Below are 12,473 nucleotides of genomic sequence, written 5' to 3' on the forward strand. Positions count from 1 at the left end.
CGCCGGCCGGGCCGCCACCGAGCCGGGCCGGGCGGCGACGTCCGGGGCGGGCGCCAGCAGCTCGAGCACGCGGTCCGCGGCGGCGACGAGCGCCGGCCGGTGCGCGACGACGACCACGCCGCTGGTGCGGCCCAGCTCGCGGACCGTCTCGGCGATCACCCGCTCGGTGGCCGGGTCGAGGTGCGCGGTCGGCTCGTCGAGCAGCACGTACGGGCGGGCCGCCAGCACCACCCGCGCGAGCGCGAGCCGGGCCCGCTCCCCGGCGGACAGCGTGGTGCCGTCCTCGCCGAGCTCGCCGTCGAGGTCGATCCGGAGCGCGACCTTCGCGAGCGCCGCGCGCAGCTGCTCGTCGGTGGCGTCGGGCACGGCGAGCCGCAGGTTGTCGGCGACGGTGCCGGTCACGAACACCGGGCGCTGCGGCAGCCACGCGATCCGGTCGCGGGCCGGACCCTCCACGGTGCCGGCGGTCGGCTCCAGCAGCCCGGCCAGCACGAGGAGCAGCGTCGACTTGCCGCACCCGGACGGCCCGGTGATCGCGACGACGCCGCGCCGCGGCACGTCGAGGGAGACGTCGTCGAGGGCGGGTACGGCGCGGCCGGGCCGCAGCACGGTGACGTGCGCGGCGCGCAGTGCGCCCGGTCGCCGTACCGGTCCGTCGCCGGCGTCGTCGACGAGCTCGCTCGCGGCCTCGAACGTCGCGACCCCCTCGGAGGCGGCGTGGAACTCGGCGCCGACCCGGCGCAGCGGCCAGTACGCCTCGGGCGCGAGGAGCAGCACGACCAGCGCGGTCTCGAGGTCCAGGCCGCCGCCGGCGAGGCGGATGCCGACGGTGACCGCGACCAGCGCGACCGAGAGCGTGGCGACCAGTTCGAGCACCGCCGAGGAGGCGAACGCGATCCGCAGCGTCGCGACCGTCCGCCGCCGGTACCGGTCGGTGGCCGCGCGGATCGTGGCCGCCTGGGCCTCGGCGCGGCGGAACGCGACCAGCGTCGGCAGCCCGCGCATCACGTCGAGGAAGTGGCCGGACAGGGAGGCCAGCGCGCGCCACTGGGAGCGGGCCCGGTCCTGGGTGGCCAGGCCGACCAGGATCCCGAAGACCGGGATCAGCGGCAGCGTGCAGAGCACGACCAGCGCGCTCATCGGGTCCTGGGTCGCGATCGCGACGAGGGTGACGACCGGCAGTACGCCGGCGAGCACCAGCGCCGGCAGGTACCGGGTCAGGTAGGGCTCGGCCGCCGCCGCGCCCCGCGTGGCGAGGCCGGCGAGCTCCCCTGTGGCTCGCCCACCCCCGCCGTCGCGCAGGATCGCGCGGACCACCCGGCGTCGTACGTCCGACCCGACGAGCGCGGCCGCGCGGGCCGCGGCGGTGTCGGTGACCCACCCGGTGAGGGCCCGGGCCGCGAACACCGCGACCACCACCGCCGCCCAGGGCGCCACGTCGCCGTCGCGGAGCGCGGCCAGGAGCAGCTCGGTGACCGCCCAGGCCTGTCCCACCAGCAGCAGGCTGCCGAGCACGCCGGCGGCGAGCACCGCCCCGAGAGGGCGGTGCGCCGGCGTCAGCTGCCGGCGCACCCGCGGATCGGTGGGCCTCATCCGACGGCCTCGAGCTCCGCGTCCGGGATGTGGTGCTCGGCGATCCGCTTGCGGAACACCCAGTACGTCCAGGCCTGGTAGCCCAGCACGATCGGGGTGAAGATCGCCGCGACGATCGTCATCACCTTCAGCGTGTAGTCGGTGGCCGAGGCGTTCGACGTGGTGAGCGAGTACGCCGCGTCCGTGGTCGACGGCATCACGTCGGGGAACAGCCCGACGAACAGGCCGGCGACCGCCAGCGCGATGGTCGCGAAGGTCCCGAGGAACGCCCAGCCCTCCCGGCCGGCCCGCGCCATCAGCACGCCGCCGACGAGCGCGAGCGCGGCGAGCACGAACAGGACCGCGGAGCCCGCGTTGCCGGTCTCGGCCTGGGCCCAGACGAGGAACACGACGGCGGCCAGCGCGGTGGCCAGGCCGAGGTTCACGGCCAGGGCACGGGCGCGGTGCCGGATGTGGCCGTCGGTCTTCAGCGCCAGGAACATCGCGCCGTGGGTCAGGAACAGCAGCAGCGTGACCAGCCCGCCGAGCAGCCCGAAGGGGTTGAGCAGCGTGAAGATCGTGCCGGTGAAGTCCTTGGTCTCGTCGATCGGGACGCCGCGGACGATGTTGGCGAACGCGACGCCCCAGAGCACCGCCGGGACGTACGAGCCGACGATGATGGCCCGGTCCCACCACGAGTGCCAGGCGGCCTCGGGGCGCTGGTGCCGGTACTCGAACGCGAGGCCGCGCACGATGAGCGCCAGCAGGATCAGCAGCAGCGGCAGGTAGAAGCCGCTGAACAGCGTGGCGTACCACTCCGGGAAGGCCGCGAAGGTCGCACCTCCGGCGGTCAGCACCCAGACCTCGTTGCCGTCCCACACGGGGCCGATGGTGTTGATCATGATGCGGCGCTCGCGGTCGTCGCGGGCCAGCCAGGGCAGCAGCATGCCGACGCCGAAGTCGAAGCCCTCGAGGGTGAAGTAGCCGATCCAGAGGACGGCGATCAGGATGAACCAGACGGTGCTGAGCTCCATGTCTCCGCTCCTCTCTCAGTAGGCGAACGCCAGCGGGCGGTCTTGGTCGTCGTCGCTGCCGCGCAGCGTCGGGTCCGGTGGCTCCACGAACGGGTCGGCGCCGCGCTTGACGAAGCGGACGATCAGCCCCAGCTCGATGACCGCGAGGACGGCGTACAGCAGCGTGAGCGTGATGATCGAGATCCACGCCTCGGCGACGCTCACGCCGGGCGAGACGCCGTTCGCGGTGTTCATCAGCCCGAACACCACCCACGGCTGCCGGCCCATCTCGGTGAAGATCCAGCCGGCCGAGTTGCCGAGCACCATGACGATCGGCGTCGCGACCGCCATCCGGCCGAACCACCTCGACGTCGGCGCGCGGCCCTTGCGGGTCAAGAACAGGATCAGCGCGGCGAACAGCGCCGCCAGGAAGCCGAGCCCGATCATGTAGCGGAACGTCCAGTACGTGACCGGGATGATCGGCGAGTAGTTGGCGGTCGGGTCGTAGTAGCGCGCGCCCGGGTCCTGGCCGAACTGCTCCTGGTACTGCGCGCGCAGGTCGTTGATGCCCTCGACCTTGCCGTCGGTGCTGCCGGTCGCGAGGAAGGACAGCACGCAGGGGACGGTGATGGAGAACTTCTCCTCCTTGCCGTCCGGCGTCCCGATGGTGAAGAGCGAGAACGGCGCGCAGGAGTCCTCGGTGTCGTAGAGCGCCTCGGCCGCCGCCATCTTCATCGGCTGGACCTCGGTCATGATCTTGCCCTGGTAGTCGCCGGTGACCGCGACCAGCAGGCCGGCGACCAGGGTCACTGAGGCGCCGAAGCGGATGCCCCTGCGGTACAGCGCGCGGTCGTGCTGGTGGCGCTTGGCGACGTAGAGCCAGGCGCTGATGCCGAGCACGAAGGCGCCGGCGGTCATGTACGCGGCGGTGACCACGTGCGGGAACGTCGCGAGCTGGACCTTGTTGAACATCACCGCCCAGAAGTCGGTGAGCTCGGCGCGGCCGTTCTCGGGGTTGTAGGTGTAGCCGACGGGGTGCTGCATCCAGGAGTTCGCCGCGAGGATGAACCAGCTGCTGGCCAGGGTGCCGATGTGCACCAGCCACATGCAGCCCGCGTGCAGGCCGCGGGGCAGCTTGTCCCAGCCGAAGATCCAGAGGCCGAGGAACGTCGACTCCAGGAAGAACGCCAGCAGCGCCTCGACCGCGAGCGGGGCGCCGAAGATGTCACCGACGAAGCGGGAGTAGTCCGACCAGTTCATGCCGAACTGGAACTCCTGCACGATCCCGGTCACGACGCCGATGGCGAAGTTGATGAGCATCAGCCGCCCGAAGAACTTGGTGAGCCGGAGCCACTCGGGCTGCCGGGTGCGCAGCCACTGGGACTCCATCGCGGCGACCAGGGCGGTCAGGCCGATGGTGATCGGCACGAACAGGAAGTGGTAGACGGTCGTGATCCCGAACTGCCACCGTGCGATGTCGAGGATGGTGTCCAACGTGTGCTCTCTCCGCTCCGGCGTCGTGGTGCGACGAGGAAACGCTAGGAACGGCGGTGCACCGGCGGCCCGTGCCGAGGGTCCTCCGGATCGGGCCAAAGGTCCCGAAATGGTCCCGGCACGCCGAGTCGGCGTCAGCGGCTGAGGAGCACCGAGGAGCCGTGGCCGAACAGGCCCTGGTTGGCGGTGATGCCGACCCGGGCACCCTCGACCTGGCGCCCGGTGGCCTGGCCGCGCAGCTGCCAGGTGACCTCGCAGACCTGGGCGAGCGCCTGGGCGGGCACGGCCTCGCCGAAGCAGGCCAGACCGCCGGAGGGGTTGACCGGGATCCGGCCCCCGAGGGTCGTCTCCCCCGCGCGCAGCAGCGCCTCGGCCTCGCCGCGCTTGCAGAGCTGGAGGTCCTCCATCCAGTCCAGCTCCAGGGCCGTCGACAGGTCGTACACCTCGGCCAGGCTCACGTCGGCCGGGTCGATGCCGGCCTCCTCGTACGCCGCCTGGCCGATCGACTCCTTGAACGTGCGCTCGGGCGCGGCGACCGCCGTGCTCGCGTCGGTCGAGATGTTCGGCATGTCCAGGACGGTGTTCGGGAACGTCGGCGTGACGGTGGCGACCGCGTCGATCCGCACCGGGCGGTCGACGCCGTGCCGCTTGGCGTACTCGGCGCTGGTGAGCACGACCGCCGCGGCGCCGTCGGACGTCGCGCAGATGTCGAGCAGGTGCAGCGGGTCGCACACGACCGCGGACGTCAGCACGTCCTCGAGGGCGACCTCCTTGCGGTAGCGCGCGTTCGGGTTCTCGAGCCCGTGCCGGGCGTTCTTGACCTTGACCGCCGCGAAGTCCTCCGGGGTGGCGCCGTAGAGGTCCATCCGGCGGCGCGCGTACATCGCGAAGTACGCCGGGTTGGTCATGCCCAGCAGCCGGAACCGCAGCCAGTCCGGGTCGTCCCAGCGCTCGCCGGCGTTGGGCGCCAGGAACCCCTTGGGGGTGGTGTCGGCGCCGACGACGAGCGCCACCTCGGACAGCCCGGCGAGGATCCGCGCTCGGGCGGTGTCCAGGGCCAGGGCGCCGGTGGCGCAGGCGGCGTACGACGTCGCGACCCGTGCGCCGTTCCAGCCGAGCGCCTGGGCGAACGTCGCGCCGGCGACGTACCCGCCGTAGCCGTTGCGGACGGTCTCGCCGCCCACGACCAGGTCGACGTCCTGCCAGTCGACGCCGGAGTCGGCGAGGGCGGCGCGGGCCGCGTGCACGCCGTACTCCACGAAGTGCCGGCCCCACTTGCCCCACGGGTGCATGCCGACACCCAGCACCGCGACGCTCACTGGTCCGCCTCCTCGCCCATCTCGGTGACGGGCTTCCAGCGCCAGATCGTGCGGTCGCCGGTGTCGTCGGTGTAGAGCGTCTCGACGACGAGCTCGACCTCGCCGCCGACCCGCAGGTCGCGCACGGCGTACCCGTCGGCGACCTGGCCGACGACGACCAGCCCCTCGGGCAGCTCGACGGCCGCGAGCGCGAACGGCTCGTACGGGTCGGTGCGGGGGAGGTACGGCGGCGGCGGCTGGTACTGCGCGTCCGTGTAGGACCAGACCGTGCCGCGCCGGGACAGCTCGGCCTCCTCGAACTCCTCGCCCGCGCAGCCGGGGTTGCGGCAGAAGCCGGCCGTGCGCGGGAAGAAGACCGTCCCGCACACCGTGCACCGCGACCCGAGCAGCGCCGGGTCCGGGCCCGTCGTGAACCAGCCCTCGATGGCGGGCGTCGCCGTCATGCATCCTCCAGAGAACTAGAACGTGTTCTCACTATAGGGGGCCTGGCGGTGCGATCGAGCTGCGGGTTTCGGCTGCTGGCAGCCAGAACCCGCACGACACGCCGGGGCGCATCGGCGTGTCGTGCGGGGTTCGGCTGTCAGCAGCCGGACCCCGCACGCGTTCAGCCGCGCGCCAGGTACGCCAGCAGGTCGTGCCGGGTGACCACGCCGACCGGCTTGCCGTCCTCATGCACGAGCAGCGCGTCGGCGCCCTCCAGCGCGGTGACGGCGTCCGACGCCGGCTCGGTCGAGCCGATCGTCGGGAGCGGGTCCGCCATGTGCTGGCCGACCGGGTCGGTGAGCTTCGCGGTGCCGGTGAAGAGCAGGTCGAGCAGGGTCCGCTCGGAGACCGAGCCGACGACCTCGGCCGCCACGACCGGGGGCTCGGCGCGGACGACCGGCATCTGCGAGACGTTGTACTCCTGCAGGATCGCGACGGCCTCGGCGATCGTCTCGTTCGGGTGCGTGTGCACCAGGTCGGGCAGCCGCCCGTCCTTGCCGCGCAGCACCTCGCCGACGGTCCGCCCCGGGCGCTCGGCGCCGTCGACCGGGAAGCCGTACTGCGCCAGCCAGTCGTCGTTGAAGATCTTGGTCAGGTAGCCGCGGCCGGAGTCCGGGAGCAGGACGACGATGACCGCGTCCTCGCCCTCGGGCGTGCCCTCGAGCTCGTGCGCCAGCTGGATCGCGGCGTACGCCGCCATGCCCGACGAGCCGCCGACGAGCAGCGCCTCCTCGCGGGCGAGGCGGCGGGTCATCGCGAACGAGTCGGCGTCCGAGACCTCGATGATCCGGTCGGCGACCGAGCGGTCGTACGCGTCCGGCCAGAAGTCCTCGCCGACGCCCTCGACCAGGTAGGGACGGCCGCTGCCGCCGGAGTACACCGAGCCGGCCGGGTCCGCGCCGATCACCTGGACCGCGGGGTTCTGGTCCTTGAGGTAGCGGCCGGTCCCGCTGATGGTGCCGCCGGTGCCGACGCCCGCGACGAAGTGCGTGATCTTCCCGTCCGTCTGCTCCCAGATCTCCGGGCCCGTGGTCTCGTAGTGCGACCGCGGGTTGTTCGGGTTGGAGTACTGGTCCGGCTTCCACGCGCCGGGCTGCGACGCGAGCCGGTCGGACACGTTGTAGTAGGAGTCCGGGTGCTCGGGCTCGACAGCGGTCGGGCACACCACGACCTCGGCGCCGTACGCCTTGAGCACGTTGCGCTTGTCCTCGCTGACCTTGTCCGGGCAGACGAAGATGCACTTGTAGCCCTTCTCCTGGGCGACCATCGCCAGCCCGACGCCGGTGTTGCCGGACGTCGGCTCGACGATCGTGCCGCCCGGCTGGAGCTCGCCCGAGGCCTCGGCGGCCTCGATCATGCGGGTGGCGATGCGGTCCTTCACGGAGCCGCCGGGGTTGAGGTACTCCACCTTGGCGAGGACGATCGGTCCCTTCGCGCCTTCCAGGGAGCCCATGGACTTCGAGAGCCTGAGCAGCGGGGTGTGGCCGATCAGCTCGAGCAGGGAGTTCACGTACTGCATCCGGACAATCTAGGGCCGGGCGGCGGTCAGCCCGCAAACGTCGGCTCCTAGAGTGAGGGCGTGGGGAAAGCCGGTGCCGCACGGAAGCTGGCCTCCGCCGCTGCGTACGGCGGGGGCGGGCTGTCTGCGCTCGGCCTGAGCCTCTACGGCGTGCTGCGGGCCGAGGCGGCGGTTGCGCGGCGGGCGATCGGCAACGCCGAGGGCGATTCGCCGGACCCCACCGGCTACTACGGCCGCGGCCGCCCCGGCCCCGCGATCAAGGTCGCCCTGCTCGGCGACTCCAGTGCGGCCGGGTACGGCGTCGAGCGCGTCGAGGAGACGCCCGGCGCACTCCTGGCCAGCGGCATCGCCGAGCGCGCCGACCGGCGCGTCTACCTGCAGGACGTCGCGGTCGTCGGTGCCCGGTCGTCCGACCTGGACGGCCAGATCGACCAGTGCCTGCCCAACGAGCCCGACGTCGCGGTGATCCTGGTCGGCGCCAACGACGTCACGCACCGAGTGCTGCCGTCGGCCTCCGTGCGCCACCTGTCCGAGGGCGTGCAGCGGCTCCACGAGGCCGGGGTCGCGGTGCTCGTCGGGACCTGCCCGGACCTCGGCACCATCAAGCCGATCGCGCCGCCGCTCAAGCAGGTGGCCCGCGTGTGGTCGCGGCGGCTCGCGGCCGCGCAGACCATCGCCGTCCTCGAGCAGGACGGCCGCACGGTCTCGCTGGGCTCGATCCTCGGACCGGAGTTCGCCGCGGCGCCCGCGGTGCTGTTCGGGCCGGACCAGTTCCACCCGTCCGCCGAGGGCTACCGCTCCCTCGTCCAGGTGCTGCTGCCCTCCACGCTCGCCGCGCTCGGCCTGATCCCCGACGACGAGGCGGAGCCCGAGGCCTACCGCGGCGAGGGCGTCCTGCCGATCACCGCCGCCGCCATCCGGGCGGTCAACTCGCCCGGCACCGAGCTGGACGCGACCGAGGTCGGCGGCTCGCGGCGCGGCGTCCGCGGGCTCTGGGTCGAGCTGCGGCGCCGGCGGCGCCAACCGGGCGCCGAGGGTCAGGCGCCGGACGAGAACGACGAGCACGACGAGGAGCTCGAGCCGGCCGAGGGGTGAGCGTGGCTGCGCTGGGCGACACGCCGGCGGGTTTCCCCGGCTGACCGGTGAAACCCGACCGACACGCCGAGGCGGCCCGGCGTGTCGGTCGGGTTTCGCACGACAAGTCCGCGTCCTGCCGCCGGGCGCACCACCACCCCGGACGCGCCACGACATGACGACGGGCCCCGGATCGCTCCGAGGCCCGTCGTACCGATCCAGCGGTCAGTCGCTGCCGCGCAGGATCGCGAGGATGCGCAGCAGGTTGGTGTAGATCCAGACCAGGCTGACGGTCATCGCGAAGGCGGCGCGCCAGCCCTCGCGGTCGGGGATCCGGTTGGCGATGCCCTGCTCGACGAAGTCGAAGTCGAGCACCAGCATGAACACGCCGAGCACCAGGCCGGCGACCGCGAACAGCAGGCCGACGCCACCCATCCCGAACAGGCCGATCTGGGCGCCGAACATGCCGAGCACCATCTCGATGAGGCCGATGCCGATCATGCCGAACATGGCGGCGATCACCATCGTCCGGAACTTGCTGCCGACCTTGATGTTGAAGAACTTGTAGACCGCGAGCGTGCCGGCGAACGCGCCGAAGGTGCCGAGGACCGCGGCGGGCACGACGCCCGGGTAGGCGAGCTCGAACACCTTGCTGATCGCGCCGAGGGCCACACCCTCGAAGGCACAGAACAGCAGCACCAGCGCGGGGCTGATGACGCGCTTGAACGAGTTGACCATCGACAGGGCGAACGCGCCGAGCGCGCCGAGTCCGGCGACGGCGAAGAGGCCGCTGATCGACGACGGGTCGGTGCCCGTGCCGACGTCCGGGCTCATCACCCAGGTGATGGCCGCGGTGACGATCACGACGGCCAGCGCGGCGGCCGTCTTCTGGACGACCGAGTCGATCGTCATCGGCTGCTGGGCGGTGGTGGGGGCGCTCGGCACGCCCGGCGTACCGGTGCCCCAGGTGGCGGGATCGGTGTAGCCGGATCCGGCGTACGCCGTGGCGCCCGGCCGGTTGAACTCCTCCGACCGGCGGAATACCGGGTTGTTGCTCTGCATGGGGTCTCTCCTCGAGGCCGCGACTGTCACACCCATCCTAGGTGGGTTCACCCGGTCCAACGGCGGCCGGGCGTGGATGGTTCCCGGCAGGGTCGGCCCGGTCGCCACGCTGCACCGGTACCCACCCGGTCCGTGCCTACCGCGGGAAGGCCGCCGACATCAGCACCGTCGCGCGCCGACCGATCCGGTAGTCGCGGATCTGGTTCGCCTCCGGGTTGTCGCGGAGCAGCCCGTCCCAGTCCGACAGCCGCTCGACGGCGTACCCCTGGGTCCGGGCGAGCAGGTCCAGCGCCGCCAGCGTGGGCCGGCCGGTCAGCACGGTGTCGCCGTACGTGTAGGCGTCGGCGACGGCGTTGCCCTCCCGCTCGACCCCCTCGTCGGCCAGGCGGACGATCGGCTCGGGGCTGCGGTGCACCTCGGTGTCGACGACGACGTGCCGGGCGGACGTCTGACGGATCCGCGTGAAGAGCTCGGTGTGCCGGAGCGTGTGGTACAGGAACCCGAGACACAGCACGACGTCCACCTCGGGCCGTTCGCTCGCGAGCACCTCGAACACGTCGCCGGCCACGAAGTCGAACCGTCCCCGGGGTTCGTACGCCGCGAGGTTCGCCTTCGCGTGCCCGACCAGGTCCGGCCGCGCCTCGATGCCGATCACCGAGTCCGCGCCGGCCTCCAGGGCCGCGAGCGACCACCGGCCGTCGTGGCTGGCGATGTCGAGCACCCGCGCGCCGGGGAACAGGTCGGCGTACTCGTCGAAGATCGCGGCGTGCCGCAGGTTCAGCCGCCACGGGTACGACGACGTCTCGCTGGTCTCGAAGAAGCGCGGGTGGTCGTCGAAGAACCCCCGCTCGATCGTCCGGCTGCCGGGCGGCGCCCCGCTCGGTGGTCCCGCCGGCCGGTCGGGCGGCTCGGGCGTCGCTCGGTCACGGGAGCGGATCCAGGGCATGCCTCACCGTAGCGGGCCGGGTCGGCGGCCCGGGTCGGCCGGAGGGGTGTGGTATCCGTGGGGGACCGTCCGAACCGAGACCGAAGGCCGCTGCATGCAGAAGTTCTCCCTCGAGGAGGCCCCCCGGGTCCCCGTCAACGTGGGGATCGTCGGTGTCCAGAAGGCCGGGACCAGCTCGCTCTTCGACCTCCTGCGCAAGCACCCGGAGGTGTGCGCCGGGCCGCGCAAGGAGTGGCACCTCTTCGACGACGAGAAGCGGTCGTGGGACCAGCCGGACTACTCCGACTACTGGGCGCCGGGGCGGACGGACCGGCAGCGGATCGCGATCGACGGCACCCCGTCGTACCTGTTCTGGCCGCAGGCGATGGAGCGGATGCGCGCCTACCGCCCGGACATGAGGCTCATCGCCAGCTTCCGCGACCCGATCGACCGGGCCTTCTCGCACTGGGCGATGTACTACGGGAAGCTCGCCTCCTACCCCAGCTTCAGCAAGCTCGCCCAGGGCCCGGCTCGCGCGGCGCTGCTCGACCGGATCCCGGAGGGCTGGAACCACCTGCGCATGCGGCGGTGGTCGATGATCCCCCGGGGCCTGTACGGCGCCCAGGTCCGGCGCGGGCTCGAGCTTTTCCCGCGCGAGCAGTGGCTGTTCCTGGACTTCCACCGGTTCGTCGGGGACCACCGCGAGACGCTCGACCGCACGACGGCCTTCCTCGGCCTGGCGCCCTACTCCCGCGAGCCGCGGCTGCCGGTCATCCAGTCCACGCGGCGCGACCTGGCCGCGCCCGCACCCACGGCCGCGGACGTCAGCCGACTCGCCGAGGTGTACGCCGACGACCTCGACCTGTTCACGCGGCTGTCCGGCCTCGACGTGGGCGACTGGCCGACCCGGCAGGTCCTGGAGGGGCGGCTCGACCCCGCCGACCTGGCCGACCGGCTGGCCCGCAAGGCCGGCCTCCGCGGCTAGGGGACGGCCCCGCCGGCGGGTGCCCCCGCTGGGACTCGAACCCAGACTGGGCCGCTTTTAAGGCGGCTTCCTCTGCCGATTGGGATACAGGGGCGTCCCGGCCCGGGACGTCATACGGAGGGTGCAAGGGGACGCACTGTCCGTATGACGTCCCGGGCGGCTGGCTACATTCTGCCCAGTGCGGCCGCCCGGGCGAGGACGTCGTCGAGCATCGGCTCGGTGAGCTTGCCGGTGAAGGTGTTCTGCTGGCTGGGGTGGTAGCAGCCGAGCAGCGTGATCGAGCGGTCGCCGTGGACGAGGGCGGCCTCGGAGCCGTGGGTGAAGCGGGGTTTGGGCCGGGCGACGGCCCAGCCGAGGGCGGCGAAGGTGCGCAGGGCGGCGTCCCAGCCGATCGAGCCGAGCGCCACGACCACCCGGACGTGCGGGACGAGCAGCGAGACCTCGGCCTCGATCCACGGCGCGCAGGTGTCGCGCTCGACGGTCGTGGGCTTGTTCTGCGGCGGCGCGCACCGCACGGCCGCGACCATCCGGGTGTCGACCAGCTCGAGGCCGTCGGCGGCGTGCACGCTGGTGCCCCGCGTCGCCAGGCCGACCCGGTGCAGCGAGGCGAACAGCCAGTCGCCGCTGCGGTCGCCGGTGAAGATCCGGCCGGTGCGGTTGGCGCCGTTCGCGGCGGGCGCGAGGCCGACGATCAGGACGGCGGGGGTGTCCGAGCCCCAGCCGGGGATCGGGCGGCCCCAGTACGGCTGGTCCGCGAACGACGCGCGCTTGGCGTGGGCGACGTCCTCGCGCCACCGCACCAGCCGCGGACAGGCCCGGCAGACGGAGATGCGCGCATCCAGCTCGTCGAGCGGGACCGAGCGGGCGAGCCGGCGTACCTGCGCGGCGGTCCCGGCGACCGGGGTGTCTGCGGTCGCGGGCTCCCCCGGCCATCCCGAGCCGGGCGGCACCGGCGAGGGGAACAGCCGGCCCGTCGCGGGGTGCGGGAGGAGGTCGCTCACGCGGCCCATCCTCCCGCGGTCCCCCC

At 72.9% G+C, this 12,473-nt stretch carries 11 protein-coding genes and 1 tRNA gene; 2 read left to right on the forward strand and 10 right to left on the reverse strand.

Annotated features, from left to right (window positions below):
* The 6 genes from cydD to ABD086_RS24745 all read right to left on the reverse strand — a co-directional run.
* A partial coding sequence (gene cydD, locus ABD086_RS24720; protein WP_343911257.1) for a thiol reductant ABC exporter subunit CydD occupies positions 1-1,593 on the reverse strand: 1,593 nt, incomplete at its 3' end.
* Positions 1,590-2,606 carry a cytochrome d ubiquinol oxidase subunit II gene (cydB, locus tag ABD086_RS24725; protein ID WP_343911259.1) on the reverse strand — a complete coding sequence of 339 codons (1,017 nt, stop codon included), beginning with the start codon at positions 2,604-2,606 and terminating at the stop codon, positions 1,590-1,592. The genes cydB and cydD, both read right to left, overlap by 4 nt.
* 15 nt (positions 2,607-2,621) lie before the next feature.
* Positions 2,622-4,079 carry a cytochrome ubiquinol oxidase subunit I gene (locus ABD086_RS24730; RefSeq protein ID WP_343911261.1) on the reverse strand — a complete coding sequence of 486 codons (1,458 nt, stop codon included), beginning with the start codon at positions 4,077-4,079 and terminating at the stop codon, positions 2,622-2,624.
* Between the two features lie 134 nt (positions 4,080-4,213).
* On the reverse strand, positions 4,214-5,398 hold the full coding sequence (locus ABD086_RS24735) for a lipid-transfer protein (RefSeq protein ID WP_343911263.1): 1,185 nt from the start codon (positions 5,396-5,398) through the stop codon (positions 4,214-4,216).
* The gene (locus ABD086_RS24740) at positions 5,395-5,841 is read right to left on the reverse strand and encodes a Zn-ribbon domain-containing OB-fold protein (protein ID WP_343911264.1); all 447 of its coding nucleotides are present in this window, start codon (positions 5,839-5,841) and stop codon (positions 5,395-5,397) included. The genes ABD086_RS24735 and ABD086_RS24740 overlap by 4 nt, the downstream gene beginning before the upstream one ends.
* A gap of 161 nt (positions 5,842-6,002) precedes the next feature.
* Positions 6,003-7,400: a cystathionine beta-synthase gene (locus ABD086_RS24745; protein WP_343911266.1), complete on the reverse strand. Its 1,398-nt coding sequence runs from the start codon at positions 7,398-7,400 to the stop codon at positions 6,003-6,005.
* 60 nt (positions 7,401-7,460) lie between these two features.
* Here ABD086_RS24745 and ABD086_RS24750 point away from each other — a divergent pair, with 60 nt between their 5' ends.
* Positions 7,461-8,495 (forward strand): SGNH/GDSL hydrolase family protein, encoded by a 1,035-nt coding sequence (locus tag ABD086_RS24750; protein WP_343911267.1) that lies wholly within the window; start codon positions 7,461-7,463, stop codon positions 8,493-8,495.
* 204 nt (positions 8,496-8,699) lie between these two features.
* Here ABD086_RS24750 and ABD086_RS24755 read toward each other — a convergent pair whose 3' ends face one another.
* Positions 8,700-9,536 carry a Bax inhibitor-1/YccA family protein gene (locus tag ABD086_RS24755; protein WP_343911269.1) on the reverse strand — a complete coding sequence of 279 codons (837 nt, stop codon included), beginning with the start codon at positions 9,534-9,536 and terminating at the stop codon, positions 8,700-8,702.
* Between the two features lie 136 nt (positions 9,537-9,672).
* Positions 9,673-10,482, reverse strand: a complete 810-nt coding sequence (locus ABD086_RS24760; RefSeq protein WP_343911271.1) for a class I SAM-dependent methyltransferase — start codon at positions 10,480-10,482, stop codon at positions 9,673-9,675.
* 94 nt (positions 10,483-10,576) lie between these two features.
* Between ABD086_RS24760 and ABD086_RS24765 the strand changes: the two genes are divergently transcribed.
* The gene (locus tag ABD086_RS24765; RefSeq protein ID WP_343911273.1) at positions 10,577-11,446 is read left to right on the forward strand and encodes a sulfotransferase family protein; all 870 of its coding nucleotides are present in this window, start codon (positions 10,577-10,579) and stop codon (positions 11,444-11,446) included.
* A 20-nt stretch (positions 11,447-11,466) separates the two neighbouring features.
* Here the strand turns inward: ABD086_RS24765 and ABD086_RS24770 are convergent.
* Both ABD086_RS24770 and ABD086_RS24775 read right to left on the reverse strand, forming a co-directional pair.
* A tRNA-Leu gene (locus tag ABD086_RS24770) sits at positions 11,467-11,540 on the reverse strand.
* Between the two features lie 70 nt (positions 11,541-11,610).
* A complete protein-coding gene (locus ABD086_RS24775; protein ID WP_343911275.1) occupies positions 11,611-12,456 on the reverse strand; it encodes a uracil-DNA glycosylase in 846 nt (281 codons plus the stop codon).
* Positions 12,457-12,473: the final 17 nt, after the last annotated feature.

Origin of the sequence: Nocardioides aquiterrae, assembly GCF_039526625.1 — a bacterium.
GTDB lineage: Bacteria > Actinomycetota > Actinomycetes > Propionibacteriales > Nocardioidaceae > Nocardioides > Nocardioides aquiterrae.